This window comes from Pseudoalteromonas sp. NC201 (genome assembly GCF_002850255.1).
Taxonomy (GTDB): domain Bacteria; phylum Pseudomonadota; class Gammaproteobacteria; order Enterobacterales; family Alteromonadaceae; genus Pseudoalteromonas.
The window spans coordinates 906,300-925,579 of record NZ_CP022522.1 but is presented as its reverse complement, the minus strand read 5'-3'; the positions used below and the strand labels follow the sequence as shown (position 1 = coordinate 925,579).

The 19,280-nt window shown below is 45.2% G+C and carries 2 protein-coding genes; both read right to left on the bottom strand.

The genetic code is table 11. The annotated features are described in order from the left end of the window. Entirely contained in the window at window positions 1-7,938 is a 7,938-nt protein-coding gene (locus tag PNC201_RS03725; RefSeq protein WP_102056217.1) for a non-ribosomal peptide synthetase, read from the bottom strand. A gap of 279 nt (window positions 7,939-8,217) precedes the next feature. Continuing rightward, on the bottom strand, window positions 8,218-19,239 hold the full coding sequence (locus tag PNC201_RS03720; protein ID WP_102056216.1) for a non-ribosomal peptide synthetase: 11,022 nt from the start codon (window positions 19,237-19,239) through the stop codon (window positions 8,218-8,220). Window positions 19,240-19,280: the final 41 nt, after the last annotated feature.

Genomic DNA, 19,280 nt, shown 5'->3' with positions numbered 1-19,280 from the left:
TTAAAACTCCATTTCTTCAAAGGCCTCACTATCCGCCTCTAGCTCCTGCTGTTCTGAGCTATACTGGGACTGTGTTGCATCAATAAACTGTGCTAATTCTTTGATTGTTTGGAAGGCAAACAGGTCTGCAATTTCAAAAGGGTAATCCCAGTGCGATTGGACACGATCGAGGATACTCATGGCATGAAGCGAATTTCCGCCTAGAGCAAAGAAAGACTGCACGGTACTGAGGGGTTCTGTGATACCTAAACACTCTCGCCAGACTTCCTCTAGAGCAACTTCTGTTGCCGTATGTGCTGGAACATATTCAATCTGAGGCTGGGCCGTCACCATGCTGTATAGTGCTTTACGGTCAAGTTTGCCGTTAACAGTGACTGGTAATTCAGTCAATGCGATATAGGTTGCAGGTATCATGTAGTTCGGTAAGGTAGATGCCAGCAACTTAGGTATCACAGCTGAAAGTTCAGCACTGTCCAATGATGTAACACAGAATGCGATAAGCTGTTCACCAGCTTGTAACTCCTGCACACTGACAAATGCTTCTTCCACTTCATCACAGCCTGCAATCGCAGCTTGGATCTCTCCTAGCTCTACACGCAAACCACGGATTTTAACTTGATGATCTAAACGACCAAGGAACTCCAGAGCTCCACATTCTAAACGACGGACCAAATCGCCCGTGCGATAATATCTCTGCTGAGAACGGTTTGCTAAGCTCACCGTAATAAATTTCTCCGCAGTGAGCTGTTCCTGCTGAAAGTAACCTCGAGCCAAGCCAATCCCAGATATGAGTAACTCTCCTGGAATACCGATAGGCTGCTCAGCAAAATCCGGACTCACTACTACACAGTTAATGTTATCAATAGCATAACCAATGGGAACACTCGGGGCCGAGGTGGTTTTACTACAATCCCAATAACTTACATCTATTGCTGCTTCTGTCGGGCCATATAAGTTATGTAACTGAGCGGATGACGCTCGTATAAACTGTTCTCGGTGATCGCGCGTTAATGCCTCACCGCTACAAAATACCTGTTTCAGTGTTTGGCACTGCGATAACTCTGCATGCTGCATAAATGCTTGCAGCATTGAAGGTACGAAGTGACAATGAGTAATGCCTTGTCGCTGTATCAACTCTGCTAGATACTTAGGCTCTTTGTGACCCTCGGGTTTAGCTAGAACAATACTTGCGCCAACGGTCCAAGGCCAAACAAACTCCCAGACCGAAACATCAAAACCATAAGGCGTCTTTTGCAGCACTTTATCACTGGCTTTCAGTCCATATTGCTTTTGCATCCACAGTACACGATTCAACAAGGCTTGATGCTCAACCATCACCCCTTTTGGTTGTCCTGTTGTACCTGACGTAAAAATCATATACGCAAGATTTGTCGCGCTTAATTCAAAGGTACTAGGAGTCGTTGCTCTATACTGGAAGAGAGTATCTAGCGTCGCTTCGCTATCGATCACAGTCACTTGATGTGATTGCAAACACTCAGCTTCCGCTAAGTGCTGTTGGGTCAATACTTGTACATCACCCAGCTGGTCTAAGATTGCACTACTGCGCGCGTCCGGCATACTCGGGTCAATAGGTACATAAGCGCCACCCGCCTTTAACACCGCCAAAATTGCAATAACCATGCTACAGTGACGTTCAAGATACAAAGCCACGAAGGATTCTTGCATTACTCCCTGAGCCTGTAGCAAACGAGCCAATCGGTTCGCTGCCTGATTTAACTGCTGATATGTCAACGTTTCTTGAGTATCAAGAACGGCGATGCTGTTAGGTGTTACCTGTGCAAAGTGGTCAACATATTGATGCGGTAGTAAAGCTAAATTGTGGGAACAGAAAGTATCATGTTGCTGCGCCAGTAAATGTTGCTCAGACGTCGATAACAGTGAAATTTCACCCACACCTTGACCATCCGCAAGCTGAGAAAAGATGGCATCAAGATGATATTGCATTTGCGCTATGGTGTTATCGCTGAAACGCTCTTTACGATATCCCAATGTAAGCTGTAAGTGTTCACTATCATTCACAATAAAAGTCAACGGCACAGCACTATACTCTGCCGTCTCACTACTATTGATAACAACATCGCTGGTATTATTCGCTACACTGCTATTGCTCTCAGTAGGATAGTTCTCAAACACTACAATACTATCGAACAACTCAACCTCAGCGGCAATCGCTGTTTGTTGCCGGATCTCTGGCAAAGTTAAAAAGCCGTGTTCTTGACTTTGCAACTGGCTTTCATGTAATTGCTTAAGCTGAGCTTTAAGATCCGTTGATGGAACAAAATCAACTTTTACAGGTATGGTGTTTATGAATAACCCAACCATCTTTTCAATGTTTTGTACCTCAGATGGCCGACCTGAAATTACAGTACCAAACAATACCTTTTGGTCACCACTGTAACGCTGTAACAAGTATCCCCAAGCCCACTGTATGACAGCATTGAGAGTCACCTTGGCTTCACTGGCAAGTACTCGTAGCTTTTGCGACAGACTCGTACTTATTTGCCATTGTCGCTCAACATAGCCTGATTGAACGTCTAAATTTTGGCTTTCTAACAATGCGGTGGGCGAGTCAAAGTCATGCAAGTAAGTATGCCAATAGTCAAGAGCACTTTGCTTATCTTTACTCTGCAACCAATCATAGTAACCATCCAGTGGGATCGGTTTCGGTAACGATAAGGGTTGCGAGTTAGCAAAAGACAAATAGCTTTGCAATAGTTCTTGGTAAACGGTTTGCAGACACCAACCATCTAAAATTAGGTGATGATGTGTCCAAAGTAATTGATGCTGCATGGAGCCATAGCGCACGATAGTAACTCTATGCAAAGGCGCTTCATTGAGTGGCATTGCCATTTCTCGGTCTTGCTCACGCAACGTGATAAATGCGCTGTGGCGCTGCTCATCACTCAAGTCGCTCCAATCTAAAAAGCGCACAGGAACTTTAATATCTGGTGCAAGCACAAAGCGATAAAGGCTACTTTTTTCTATAGCAAAGCCGCTTCGCAATATTTCATGCCGATTAGTCACATATTGCCATGCTAGCTCCATCGCCTTGATGTTCAATTCGCCACTGATTTGATTTACAACTTGGGTTAAGTAGGCTTTTTTATCAATTTGACTTTGAAAGAATATTCCATGCTGTAATGGTGTTGCAGGAAAGATATTAATGAGTGTACCAAAGCGTTTCTGCCATTCATTAAGCTGAGATTGTTGTAATTCGACATGAGGGACATCAGAGGTTGTTAACATCGGCATTCGGCCTTCACAGTGATTAGCAATATCCTGCAACGCCATAGCTAAATTATTTTTAAGAGCAACCATAGTCTCTGGACTAAACTGCGCAACACTATAGTCAATCATCAAATGCAGTAAGCCTTCACTCACTTGGCCATTGATCGCAATAGCAAACTCCCGTAAAGCTTGCTCGTGTAGATTTGACCCCATACTTTCATTAGCGAGAGAAAAATCCCCATGCTCGTGCTCTGCATTTATCTCAATTTGTCCAAGATAGTTAAATAGCACAAAAGGATCCGCTTGTTCAAAATGCGAACACTCAGAAGTTTGGGAGTAGTATTTTAGTGTTCCAAAGCCAACGTTCGACTCAGAAATAACCCTACGCCGTTCTTTTACAGCAATAATTACTTCTGTAAGCCCTGTGCCCTCTGAACTAAGTAATAGTGGATAAAGTGAAGTAAACCAACCTACTGTTTCACTGAGATCCACATCATCAGAGATAGGATCCCGACCATGGCTTTCCAGTGCAACTGCGACTTGCGATACCGCAAATGTTTGCTGTAGCGCTAAATACAGCCCACTTAACAATAAATCCTCTACTTGCGTGCGATAAGCTTGGTTTGCACTTCCTAGGAGTTGACGAGTTACTGAGTGGGTAAGCTGTAGCTTAACGATTTCACTTTCACTGCGTAAACAGGGCTCTATTTCACTCTCAGATAAAGGCATCATGGTATTTTCAGCGGCTAATTGGGCAAGCCAAAAGACTTGTTGCGCTTGGAAATCGTCGTAATGAAGCGCTAAGGTATCACTCCACTGCCTTATAGATGAGGTTTTTGCTGGTAACCGAGGTATCTCTTGGCGTTGATGCTGACACCAAAGACGCTGTAAATCTTGTACCAAAATTCGCCAAGAAACACCATCTACGACCAGGTGATGCGCTACAAGTAACAACCGAGCTTCACTTTTACCTGAGATTAAGACTGCTTTAAATAACTCACCTTTTGAAATATTAAACCCAGACTGTGCTGCAGCAGCAATTTCAGTTACGGCCTCAGCCGACCAATCAGCAACGAAAACATTCTGTACAACCCGATTAATATCAATTTGTTCAAGCGCAATAAACTCGCCCATCCACCCTATTGATTTGTGAGTAAACCGTAATCTCAACGCGTCATGCCTATCAAGTAAACATGAAACTGCTTGTCTTAGAAAATCTTGCGATAACTCAATAGGCACTTGCAATAAGATAGACTGATTATAATGATGTACAGCCGCCCCTTTTGAGCGTTGTAAGAATCTCAATTGAATAGGTAAAGGCCTAAATTCTCCGCTTAGGGGAGATTGTTCAGCACTCACTTCTTTACTTGCTTTAACCACCAATGCCTGATCAGCAACCGTAGGTAACTGCATAACTTCTTTTAAAGTTATATGGAGCCCCACTTCCCGAGCCATAGCAACCAATTGAATTGCTATAATTGAATCCCCTCCTACGGTAAAAAAGTGGTCATTAATACCAATCGCGTCGTTTTTGAGCAATCGCTGCCAAATGAGTAATAACTGCTCCTCTGTGGCATTTCTTGGTGCTATAAAGGCCTCGAGCTCAGTGTTACTATGCAATTGTTTTAGCGCATTTTTGTCAATTTTACCGTTCGGGGATAGCGGCCACTGTGATACCGCAATGTAGCGACTTGGCAGCATGTACTCTGGTAGTAATGCCCGTAGATACTCACGTAGCTGCTGTGCCAAACCCGTCGCTTCTTCTGTTCGAACGTAAGCCTGTAACTGCGCCTCTCCTGCCTCTTCTACCACTAACACTAGCGATTCTATTACTGCATCATGGCTATTTAGGTGATGCTCTATTTCCCCAAGCTCAATACGAAAACCTCGTAACTTCACCTGCTCGTCAACGCGCCCTATAAAACACAACTCTCCTTGTTGGTCATATCGAACTAAGTCTCCTGTACGATAAAGTCGTGCATCTGTGTTGTGACTAAAGCGGTCTGGAATAAAACGCTGTGCCGTTAGCTGTGGCTGATTAAGATAACCACAAGCCACGCCCGCACCACCTAAATACAACTCACCCGTTACTCCAAACGGTAACAGCTCTCCTTGTTCTCCCAGTACGTAAGCCTGCGTATTGGACACCGGACGACCTATTCTTGGGGCCTGCTCCGGTGCCGCTGTCATTTCATAGTAAGTGGAGTACGTCGTATCCTCTGACGGTCCATACAAGTTCACAACTCGCCGTAACTCTCGCCCACTAAATAACTTCTCTACTACTGTCTGTGCCAGTGGCTCTCCTGCCAAGTTGACACTCAGAACCGAGCTAGGAAGCCGCTGCGCCGCCAGCAATGCATCTATTCCCGACGGCACTGTATTAATTAGACTAATACCCGCTATGTCTTCGTTTAGCAGAGTCAGAATGTTTTCCACTAAGATTACTTTGCCACCAAAGCTCAGTGGAACGAATAACTCAAACACCGATAAGTCGAAGTTAAGTGACGTACTTGCCAACACCCCCGCTAACTCTTCCGGCTGATAAAACTCTCCTGCCCACTGCACCATCGCCAACGCATTCCTGTGCGCTATCACTACCCCTTTTGGCTTACCTGTCGAGCCTGATGTATAAATAAGGTAACTTGGCTGGTCGCTCGTAGCTTGCGGATGACGGCCTAAGTTGTCTCTACACTGTTGTGCTAAGTCCTGCTGTAGTTTAGTTGCGTCTAGCTGCCACAGAGTGACACCTGCGATATCCAATAGCCCTTGAGTATGCTCGTTACAAATAACATGCTGCAACTGCGTATCTGCAACAATATACTCCAGTCGCTGTTTGGGATAATTAGGGTCCAGTGGGACATAGCGTCCTCCAGCTTTTAATACTGCCAACACTGCCACAACCATATTCACCGAGCGCGTTAGCAATATCCCTACCGCATCTCCTAGCTGCACTGCTTGATGCTGTAGTTGTCGTGCCAATTGGTTTGCACGTTGGTTGAGCTGACCATAGCTGATACTTTCACTGGCGGTTTCTACCGCCACCGCATCCGGTTGACTCTTTACTTGACGCTCAAACAACTCATGCAATAAACAGCTCGGCACCTCAACATCCTGAGCTGTACTATTCAACTCCGTGAGCAAATAAGACCGCTCTCGCTCACTTAAGAGTTCCAACTCTACTAAGGGCTGCTCCACAGGTTGCGTTAGAAGGTTGTCCAAAACATTACCGAAGTGCCTATCAAATTGAGTTATGGTTTCTTCATTAAATAACTCGGTATCATAGACCCAAGTGAGTTTGCAGCCAGATTCGGACAGGGAAATGCTGATGTCTAAGTCATACTTGGTAGTAATGTTATCTGATAAGACTTCCTCGAACTCCACTCCCTGAAGGGATAGGCTCGGCTTGCTTGACGACTCACCCTGAAACATACTCAGCATCACTTGGAAAATAGGAGTATGCTGCACGCTACGCTCAACTTGGCAATGCTCTACAATCTGCTCAAACGGTAAGTCTTGATAGCTTTGCGCGGCTAAATTGGTATCACGAATATGAGTTAAAAATGCAGCGACAGTATCATGTTTGATAGATGACTTTAAAATTAGGGTATTGACAAAAAAGCCAATTAGCGGTGCCAGTGCTGTGTTTTGTCTATTTGCAAACGGAGTCCCAACAATAAACTCTGATTGGTTACTGTGACGGCAAAGTACAATACTCAGGGCTGCATGAAAAACCATAAAGGGGGTCATTCCATGGCGCATGGCAAAAGCCTCTATAGCCGCAGTAGAATAGCGACTGAACACTCTGGCTCCCTCATTACCTTTGCGCTCTGGGCGAGGATAATCCAAAGGTAAACGATGCAATAACGGAGCACCTGATAACTGCTGTCGCCAGTAACGTAACTGCTCCGCTAAGCGACTTTCTGTTAGCCACTGCCGTTGCCACACAGCAAAGTCAATATATTGGATAGCCAATGGAGTAAGTCTGGTTTCTTGTCCCATTTGCAGCGCTTGATACTCAGCAACAAACTCACGTACAAATATATTCATCGACCAGCCGTCAGAGGCGATGTGATGCATATTAAATAACAGAGTATTTTGGTTATCTGGGCCAGCTATAATATAACTCACCCGTAGCATTAGCTCAGTTGCCAAGTCAAAACTCTTTTCTGCATCATATCGGATCAACTCAGCTAATTTACGTTGTTGATACTGTGCCTCAAGTGCAGAAAGATCAATGCGGTTGATCTTAAATTTGAATTCTTGATTTATCTGCTGAAAGGGTTCCCCTTCAACCTCTCCGTAAGTGGTTCGCAATACTTTATGCCGCCAAATCAATTTCTTAATGGCTCGTTCTGCAATATCAACCGAGAAATCACCTGCGACTTTAATCACCTTAGGTATGTTGTATTGTGCACTCTGCCCTTCAAAGCGATCGATAAACCACAGGCGCTGCTGAGCAAAAGAGAGAGGGAAATGACCGTCATGAGATGCCAGCGCAGATATAGTTGACTTAGGATTAATCTCATTCTTTGTTAAAAAATGAATAATTTCTTGTTTGTTTGCCAGTATTTCTTGCTTGAGATTTTCAGGAAATGAAGCAACCGATAATTTATATTTCAGCTGCCCGCCTTCTGTATATAGGTACACACCTGAAGACGTGGCACTTGCAACTAGCTGACTGATACTCATAGATTATTTTCCCTAATAGGCTTTCATTCTTATTATTGAGCATCAAATAAGGCCTGTCTTACGCACGTGTGACTGCGCAGAAAATTTAGACAACCTCCACTACATGAGCTGTTTTCACACTTATTTTGGCGGCTACTCTGTCAACAAGGGGAATCCGGACAAAATATTAACTTTAATAACACTTAGATACTAGCATGTTAATTTAAAACAACCAATATTTAACACAATATCATTATTTGGGCAAACTTTAACCCATTGCATTAGGGAAAGAGGGACGAATTACAACGTCCCTTCCTCTATCACAGTGGCTAAACTGGCTTGTCTGTTAAGGTCTCGTATCGTCAGAAGTTGCCGTACTTTCTCAGCTAATGTAGCGATCTCTGGATGAGCGATCAGCTCTGCTAAGCTTAATTCTAGTGACCAATAATCGTTGATTTCAGCCAGTAATTGGATCAGAAGTAATGAATGCCCTCCAAGCTCCATAAAGTGAGCATCAACACTAATTTGTTCGTAGGGAATACTCAAAAGACGTTGCCAAATACCAGCTAGCGCTTGCTCAATCTCATCACGGGGAGCTTTAACCGCAGATTCCACGTTATCAATTTCATAGCTCAGAGCTGCCTTATTAACTTTACCGCTTGGAAGTAACGGCCATTGCTCAACTGTAATGATGGCTGCTGGCACCATAAAAGCAGGTAAGTTAGTGCGTAATTGCGACTTAATGTGGCTAACAAAATCAGGGCCCACCGTTGTTATCGGCTCTATATAAGCAAGCATTCGATTGTGACCTTGACCATCTTTATCTATCTTGATCACCGCTTTGTTAACTTGCTCTAATAGCGCTAATTGACGTTCAACCTCTCTAGGCTCAATGCGATATCCTCGAATTTTTATTTGTTCGTCAGCTCGGCCTAAATATTCAAGCTCACCACTTTCAAGGTAACGCACTAAATCTCCAGTCCGGTAAAGACGTTTACAAGGGGCTAAGTTAGGCAATGTTACAAACCTTTCAGCAGTAAGCTCTGCTCTATTGATGTAACCTTTGGCTACACCATTACCACCAATGTACAACTCTCCTGCAACACCAAAAGGGCAAAGCTGCTGTGATTGATCCAAGATATATAGCTCAGTATTTGGCATTGCCCGCCCAATAGTGATCTGTTCGTTCTCATAAATTTCAGCAATACTGGCGCACACGGTGATTTCGGTTGGGCCGTAGAGATTAAAAACTGGATAATGACATGCCCAACGCCAGCCTAGCTCCTCATCACAAGCCTCTCCACCTACAGCCAAGGCTGCAAAGTGATAATCCTCTCGAAATGGTAGATGAGCAAGATAAGATGGAGTTAGTAATGTGTGCGTAATTTTCTGCTGCACGAGATAGCGTGCCATAAGATCTGGGTTTGCTCTTTCCTGCTCGCCACAAATGTGAAGACTTGCGCCCTGCGTCAATGCCCACACCCACTCCAAAACAGAAGCGTCAAAACAGGGGGTTGAAAACTGCAATACACGAGCATTTCGACCTGTAGGTAAGCGTTTTTTCAAGGCTACCGCAAGTTCAGTCACACTTTGATGCGCAATAGCCACTCCTTTTGGATTGCCTGTCGTACCTGAGGTATAGATAATATAAGCTGTATCGCTTAACTTTCCTCTACTTTGACTACAACCCTCTCCCACGACTGTCTGTACAGCATTTGCAACACAAATACGTTCCAAGGCTAAATGCTTAAGATCAGACTCAAGGGGTGAGTCGGTAAGTACACAAGTCGCCTCCGAATCTTGCAACATATACTCAGTTCGAGAAATTGGGTAGCTGGGCTCTAAAGGTAAGTACGTACCTCCCGCTTTTAAAATGGCCAGTATTGCCACCATCATATCTGTCGAACGCCCAACATATACGCCTACGGTATCCCCAACTTGGTATATTGAATTTGCGCACAAATGCTGGCTGACAGCTTCCGCACGTTGGTTGAGCTGACCATAGCTGATACTTTCATTGGCGGTTTCTACCGCCACCGCATCTGGGTGGCTCTTTGCTTGACGCTCAAACAACTCATGCAATAAACAGCTCGGCACCTCAACATCCTGAGCTGTACTATTCAACTCCGTGAGCAAATAAGACCGCTCTCGCTCACTTAAAAGCTCAACCTCCGCAACCTTCAAGGCCTTCGTCAACCCCAATAGCAAACGCTTATAATGTCCGCCTAAACGTGCCAAACTCGCCGAGTTATAGTGCCCCGCCCCGCCTTCTAAGCGAATACTCAACCCTTCCGATACATGCGCCACTACCGTTAAGTCGTAGTTCGTCCCTTCCGTTGTCTCCGCTGTCGTAACCTCTAGCCCCGACTGCTCATCCGCTTCACTTAACTGCGCATCAACCGGATAGTTCTCAAATACAAATACGCTATTAAACAGAGGCTCTCCCAACGGCGACTGTTTTTGTATTTCATACAACGGATAGTAGCTATGCCCTTCTCGCGCCACTTGCTGTTCGTGCTGCGCCTGCAATAGCCCAAGCACCGTATCTTCTGCACCGCTCTCTACGACCACCGGTACTGTATTGATAAACAAACCTAATATCGACTCGACACCCGCAAGACTTGCCGGCCGCCCTGACGTCACCGAACCAAACACCACCGCACCTTGGTTGCCATAGCGCTGCAACAACACACCCCATGCCGTTTGTACGACTATATTTAACGTCGTTCTCGCTTCCGCCGCCAACCGTTGTAACGCCGCCGTCTCTGATACACTAAACTCAATGCGATACTCGCCCTCTCCTGCTCCCACCTCTCCTTGCTCCGCTGGCAACTGAGTATGGCTACTCAGCGGTGCTAACGTGTCTCGCCAAAACGCTACCGTCTCCTCCTTGTCTTGCTCACTCAGCCACTGAGCATAATCTCTATAGCTGTATTCTGGCGCTCCACTTGCTAACGGTATACCCGCACACAGCGCTTCATAACATTGCTTTATCTCCTTAAATACCAACGGAATACACCACCCATCCAGTAGCGCATGGTGGTAACTCCAGAGCAACGTATGTTCATCTCCTACATTAAATAAGCTAAAGCGCATCAGTGGTGCTGCATCTATCGCAAAGGCTTTGCGCTTATCCATACGCTGATAATCGTCTAAATAATGTTGCTGCTGCGCCTGTGACATCTCCCTTAAATCTTCTTCCTTCCAAGGCAGTACCGCATGTGCGCTCACCCTTTGATGCGCATTCCCTTGCTCTATTCCTACAAATGCCGTTCTAAAAATATTGTGCCGCTCTATTACCGCTAACCATGCAGCTTTAAATGCGCTTGCATCCAAATCCTTGAAGCTTATCCGAGTCTGCGTGACATAACTCCCTGCTTCCAACAAACCATGGAATAACAACCCCTGTTGCATCCCCGTCGCTGGATATAAATCTGCAATATCCGACCCAATATCCCATCGCTCTAACTCTTCCGTAGTCACCCTCGCCAATGGAAAATCACTCGGTGTATAAGGCCCAACGCCCACCGCCTTACAATGCGTAATAACGTCTCTTAAGGCCTGCTCATAAGCCTTCATCAACGTCGATAGCGCTCCCTCGCAATAACACCCTGTGTCATAATTCAGCGTAAAGCCTAAACTGCCAAATACCACCTTCCCATTTAACACCAACTCTTCTTGTGCTATCCGAGCTGCACTTATATGTTGCCCTCTATTTTCCTCTGCTATGTTAAAGGCGCCTGTCTGTTTTACCGTTTGGTCAAACTGTCCTAGGTAATTAAACTGCAAAGCCGGCATCATCTTATCCGCAAGCTCGCTATCACCGCACAGGTACTTTAATACGCCATAGCCTATCCCCGTATCCGGAACCTGACGGTATTGCTCTTTTACCGCCATCAAAATACCACCGACATCCTCCGCCGCTTGCACGCTTAGCTGCAATGGATACATACTGGTAAACCAGCCTACGGTTTGACTTAAATCTATTACCCCCGCAACTCCCTCACGCCCATGCCCTTCTAGTGTCACCGATAGCGTTTGAGCACCACTACAACGTTGATGAGCTAACCACAAAGCCGCCAAGAGTACTTCATTCACCTGAGTTCGATAACTCTGTGGCACCATCGTGAGCAAAGCCTGTGTCTCACCCTCACTCAATTGGATTTGTAATTGTCGCCGTACACCTGCTTGTACTTGCTCATGACCATAATGCTGTTGCCAACTATTATCTGCCTCTAGTTCCCGCCAATATGAGCGTTGCTGCTGAAGCCCTTCACTCTCGCTATAGCGCTGTAAGTGTCTTCCCCACTGTTGATAACTATGTGTCTTATCACCAAGCTGCAATGCTTCTCCCGCTTGGTATTGTTGATAGAGCTGTGCTATGTCTGACAGCAAAATACGCCAAGAAACCCCATCCACAACTAAGTGATGTATCACCAACAGCAAGCGTCCTGTACCCGCTTTGTTCGCCAAATAGACCAATCGTAATAACTCACCATCTATCGGTGATAAGCTGCGCTGCGCTCGCTCTGCAATAGCCGTTAAACTCTCTGCCTCTCCATCCCACTCATGCTGCTCTATGCAGTTTGATAGCGCCAATGCTTCCAAGGCTTGATACCAACCTCGCCACTGCCCCTGTGATTTATCAAAACTGAGCCTCAGTGCGTCATGTCTCGTGACCAAAGCTTGCAACATCGGTATCAGGCATTGGGTGTCAAAATCCTCTGGGGTACTTAATAGAACCGACTGGTTAAAGTGGGCTAACGCCGTTTCGTTTTTGAAAAATGCCTGCTGAATAGGCAGCAATGGCATCTCTCCTATCACCGCCTCTTGTGCTATCGTGTATCCTTTGCTCTGCTTTACACACCGTGCTAATGCCACGATGTGTTGATGACGAAACAGGTCTTTAACACTAAAATACAGGCCTTGCTCCGCTGCCCGTGAGACTAGCTGAATTGATAATATTGAGTCGCCACCTAGGGCAAAGAAGTTTGCCTCACAGCTCAGTGACGCTTGCGGTATCTTTAATAAACTCGACCATAATTGCTGCAATTGCGCTTCTGTTTTATTTTGTGGTCCTCGGTAATGTGCTGTCGTCAATTCCGGTTGTGGCAAAGCGCGTTTATCAACCTTACCATTGACTGTAAGTGGAAATTGCTCCAACACCACAAACTGGCTCGGCACCATATATTCTGGTAATTGTTCGGCGAGGTAACGCTTCAACAATGAAGTCTGCTCATTGCCACACAAAGTTGGTTTTAACGTTATATAAAGTAATAACTGAGCACTGTTATTTTTTCCTTCGATAACATGGGCTACGGCTTGTTCAACGCCAGTAAACGCTACTGCAAGCGCCTCAATTTCAGCCAACTCAATACGATAGCCACGAATTTTTACCTGTTCATCGATCCGGCCTACGTAAACTAAGTTGCCATCTTTGCGTTGACGGACAAGATCCCCACTGCGATAGATCCGCTCCCCTTGCCAATTCAGAAACTTTTCGGCTGTGAGTTGGGGCTGCTGTACATATCCTTTAGCAACTCCAAAGCCGGCAATACATAGCTCACCGACCCCACCTTTAGGTGCCACCTGAAGATATGGGTCAAGCACATAAAGTTGGGTATTTGCAATCGCACGACCTATTGAAACCGCTGCACTAGCGGGCTCTTTCTGGCCAGGAAGTACAACATAATCACAACAGCCAACGACGGTTTCCGAAGGGCCATATTCGTTCACAAAGGTCGCGCCATTGAGCCATCGCTGACACTGTCCCAACAGCTGGCCTGTAAACTGTTCCCCACCCACCACTATCGTATGAGGTGTTGTAATACTCTCACCATGGTGAATAGCGCAAAGCGCCTTCAGGTGGGATGGTGTAAGTTTAAACAAACTAGCAGGGCCACTGCGCAAACACTGATACAGATCAGCTAAAGTATCTTCTTCTGGCAGTATCGTGATTGTTTTAGCGCTGATAAGTGGTGCCAATAACGAAGTTAACGTTGCATCAAAACTCAGTGTTGAACTAACTACTGACCGTAATATACCTGCACGGAGATAATGCTTTGCTGCATAATCAAGATAGTTACTTAAGCCTTTATGTAGTACCTCAATTCCTTTCGGTGTGCCAGTTGAACCAGATGTATAAATAACATACGCGACAGGGTTGCTGTACACCTCAGCTAACTTAGTTTTAGCCGTTTTCTCATAGGTGTTGATATCGACGACAGTAGCAATTGAGACGCCTTGTAGCTTCGACTGCCACTCAGGCTTTGTTATAATGGCTGCCAGCTCCGCATGCTCGGCTATTCTTAACAAACGTTGCTCTGGGTGACTCGGATCCATAGGAACATAGGTCATATCAGCACGCAATATTGCTAATACTGAAACCAACAAAGACTCACAACGGCCGAGACAAATACCAATTCGAGCATGAGGTGGGAAATGAGTTACTAAGTAGCAAGCGAGATCTTGAACTTGTGCTGCCAAATCCGCATAAGTCATCGTGCTGTTAGAAAACTGCAGTGCTGCCTGTTTTGGTTTTCTATTGACCTGCTGTTGAAACGACTCTTGTAACCTTAATTCTTGTGGTGCTTCTCGCCCAATATATCCCCGTTCTGATGAGGAAAGCGTAAGCTCACTAAGCATCGTCGTTTCAAAAGTACATTCACTTAAGCTTGTTAGCAATGCGGCGAAATCGGCCAGCATTAACTCCATACTACTGGGTAAAAATAAGCTAGTATCGTATTGCAACATCAACACAGGGCAACTGCTACTTAGCTGTACCGCAAACTCTAAGTCATATTTGCATCTATCAGCTGCCACTGGGATAAGATTTGCTTCTACACCACTAAGCGTGAACGATGAAGACTCCGTATTATTCATGTTCAACATGATCTGAAATAGCGGTGTATATTGAGTTGTACGAGAGTTACAACAAGCATCTACCACTTGTTCAAACGGTACTTCCTGATGTTCTTGCGCTGCAAGGTTCACGTCGCGAATATGCTGAAAGAATGCAGATAAAGTACGCTCTTGAGTATCACTACGAAGCACTAGTGTGTTGACAAAGAAGCCGATCAACGGCTCCAGCTCTGTTTGACATCGATTTGCTACAGGGGTGCCAATCACAACGTCGTGTTCATAGCTATATTTTGATATTAATAGGCTTAATGCCCCATGGTAGAGCATAAAAGGGGTTATATTGGCAGCGGTAGCAAGCCTTTGTAATTTCTCAGCCAACGCTGAGGGTAATTTTCGTTGTAGGCGTTTACCATTACTTAACTTAGCACTCGGCCTAGCGTGATCTAACGGTATTTGGTGCACAGAGGGCAGCCCTTGCAACTGCTGCTGCCAATAATGCAACTGACTACTTATTCTCGCTTGGGTGTCACTCTGTTGCTGCCAATGTGCATAATCACTATATTGTATACTGAGAGGAGGTAAGTCTTGTGGCTGTTGAGTCACCTGCACCTGATAGATACTACAAAACTCATTAACCAAGACCCCCATTGACCAAGCGTCTGAAGCAATATGATGTACTGTAAAAATAATCGCAAGCTCATCTTCCGCTAAACTTACCGCCGAAACACGTAGCATTTGGTCTAAACTCAGATCAAAAGGCTGACTGTTTTGCTCATGTATCAACCGTTCTAAAGCCAGCTTTTGCGCATCTCCCGTTAAGTGAGTCAATGATAAGTGCTTTATCTGAAAAGGCTTAGTATGATTAACTTTCTGCATCACAACGCCATCAGCCGATTTAATAAAGACGGTTCTTAAAGTCTCATGACGCTCAATAAGCAAAGTAAAGGATTGCTGCGCGCTCGCTAAATCAAATTTCCCGCTTAGTTGTACCGCTGAAGTAATATGGTATTCAGAACTACCTTGATTCAGGTTATCTATAAACCACAACCGCTTTTGTGCATAAGACAGCGGGTGTAATTGTGACTTATCTGCCTTAGCTTGAATCGTCGCGCCAAGAATATAGTCAGCTTGCTCATCAAGACAGTGAGCTATATTTCTAATGCTTTGGGCCTTAAAAATGGTTTGTAAGGACAGTGACTTTGCAAATTCTGCTTGTATTGCAGCTTGCATTTTTACCGCCCGTAGGGAATGCCCGCCTTGACTAAAAAAGCTACTATTTAGGTCTATTTCAGTAACCGGAGTATTTAATATGCTAGACCAAATATTTAACAACTTAACCTCAGTCTCTGACTGAGGCTGCATTATTTGTTCAGCTATAGGCTGATTAACTTTCGCTTTTAGCGCATTTTTGTCAATTTTACCGTTCGGGGATAGCGGCCACTGTGATACCGCAATGTAGCGACTTGGCAGCATGTACTCTGGTAGTAATGCCCGTAGATACTCACGTAGCTGCTGTGCCAAACCCGTCGCTTCTTCTGTTCGAACGTAAGCCTGTAACTGCGCCTCTCCTGCCTCTTCTACCACTAACACTAGCGATTCTATTACTGCATCATGGCTATTTAGGTGATGCTCTATTTCCCCAAGCTCAATACGAAAACCTCGTAACTTCACCTGCTCGTCAACGCGCCCTATAAAACACAACTCTCCTTGTTGGTCATATCGAACTAAGTCTCCTGTACGATAAAGTCGTGCATCTGTGTTGTGACTAAAGCGGTCTGGAATAAAACGCTGTGCCGTTAGCTGTGGCTGATTAAGATAACCACAAGCCACGCCCGCACCACCTAAATACAACTCACCCGTTACTCCAAACGGTAACAGCTCTCCTTGTTCTCCCAGTACGTAAGCCTGCGTATTGGACACCGGACGACCTATTCTTGGGGCCTGCTCCGGTGCCGCTGTCATTTCATAGTAAGTGGAGTACGTCGTATCCTCTGACGGTCCATACAAGTTCACAACTCGCCGTAACTCTCGCCCACTAAATAACTTCTCTACTACTGTCTGTGCCAGTGGCTCTCCTGCCAAGTTGACACTCAGAACCGAGCTAGGAAGCCGCTGCGCCGCCAGCAATGCATCTATTCCCGACGGCACTGTATTAATTAGACTAATACCCGCTATGTCTTCGTTTAGCAGAGTCAGAATGTTTTCCACTAAGATTACTTTGCCACCAAAGCTCAGTGGAACGAATAACTCAAACACCGATAAGTCGAAGTTAAGTGACGTGCTTGCCAACACCCCCGCTAACTCTTCCGGCTGATAAAACTCTCCTGCCCACTGCACCATCGCCAACGCATTCCTGTGCGCTATCACTACCCCTTTTGGCTTACCTGTCGAGCCTGATGTATAAATAAGGTAACTTGGCTGGTCGCTCGTAGCTTGCGGATGACGGCCTAAGTTGTCTCTACACTGTTGTGCTAAGTCCTGCTGTAGTTTAGTGGCGTCTAGCTGCCACAGAGTGACACCTGCGATATCCAACAGCCCTTGAGTATGCTCGTTACAAATAACATGCTGCAACTGCGTATCTGCAACAATATACTCTAGTCGCTGTTTGGGATAATTAGGGTCCAGTGGGACATAGCGTCCTCCAGCTTTTAATACTGCCAACACTGCCACAACCATATTCACCGAGCGCGTTAGCAATATCCCCACCGCATCTCCTAGCTGCACTGCTTGATGCTGTAGTTGTCGTGCCAATTGGTTTGCACGTTGGTTGAGCTGACCATAGCTGATACTTTCACTGGCGGTTTCTACCGCCACCGCATCCGGTTGGCTCTTTGCTTGACGCTCAAACAACTCATGCAATAAACAGCTCGGCACCTCAACATCCTGAGCTGTACTATTCAACTCCGTGAGCAAATAAGACCGCTCTCGCTCACTTAAGAGTTCCAACTCTACTAAGGGCTGCTCCACAGGTTGCGTTAGAAGGTTGTCCAAAACATTACCGAAGTGCCTATCAAATTGAGTTATGGTTTCTTCATTAAATAACTCGGTATCATAGACCCAAGTGAGTTTGCAGCCAGATTCGGACAGGGAAATGCTGATGTCTAAGTCATACTTGGTAGTAATGTTATCTGATAAGACTTCCTCGAACTCCACTCCCTGAAGGGATAGGCTCGGCTTGCTTGACGACTCACCCTGAAACATACTCAGCATCACTTGGAAAATAGGAGTATGCTGCACGCTACGCTCAACTTGGCAATGCTCTACAATCTGCTCAAACGGTAAGTCTTGATAGCTTTGCGCGGCTAAATTGGTATCACGAATATGAGTTAAAAATGCAGCGACAGTATCATGTTTGATAGATGACTTTAAAATTAGGGTATTGACAAAAAAGCCAATTAGCGGTGCCAGTGCTGTGTTTTGTCTATTTGCAAACGGAGTCCCAACAATAAACTCTGATTGGTTACTGTGACGGCAAAGTACAATACTCAGGGCTGCATGAAAAACCATAAAGGGGGTCATTCCATGGCGCATGGCAAAAGCCTCTATAGCCGCAGTAGAATAGCGACTGAACACTCTGGCTCCCTCATTACCTTTGCGCTCTGGGCGAGGATAATCCAAAGGTAAACGATGCAATAACGGAGCACCTGATAACTGCTGTCGCCAGTAACGTAACTGCTCCGCTAAGCGACTTTCTGTTAGCCACTGCCGTTGCCACACAGCAAAGTCAATATATTGGATAGCCAATGGAGTAAGTCTGGTTTCTTGTCCCATTTGCAGCGCTTGATACTCAGCAACAAACTCACGTACAAATATATTCATCGACCAGCCGTCAGAGGCGATGTGATGCATATTAAATAACAGAGTATTTTGGTTATCTGGGCCAGCTATAATATAACTCACCCGTAGCATTAGCTCAGTTGCCAAGTCAAAACTCTTTTCTGCATCATATCGGATCAACTCAGCTAATTTACGTTGTTGATACTGTGCCTCAAGTGCAGAAAGATCAATGCGGTTGATCTTAAATTTGAATTCTTGATTTATCTGCTGAAAGGGTTCCCCTTCAACCTCTCCGTAAGTGGTTCGCAATACTTTATGCCGCCAAATCAATTTCTTAATGGCTCGTTCTGCAATATCAACCGAGAAATCACCTGCGACTTTAATCACCTTAGGTATGTTGTATTGTGCACTCTGCCCTTCAAAGCGATCGATAAACCACAGGCGCTGCTGAGCAAAAGAGAGAGGGAAATGACCGTCATGAGATGCCAGCGCAGATATAGTTGACTTAGGATTAATCTCATTCTTTGTTAAAAAATGAATAATTTCTTGTTTGTTTGCCAGTATTTCTTGCTTGAGATTTTCAGGAAATGAAGCAACCGATAATTTATATTTCAGCTGCCCGCCTTCTGTATATAGGTACACACCTGAAGACGTGGCACTTGCAACTAGCTGACTGATACTCATAGATTATTTTCCCTAATAGGCTTTCATTCTTATTATTGAGC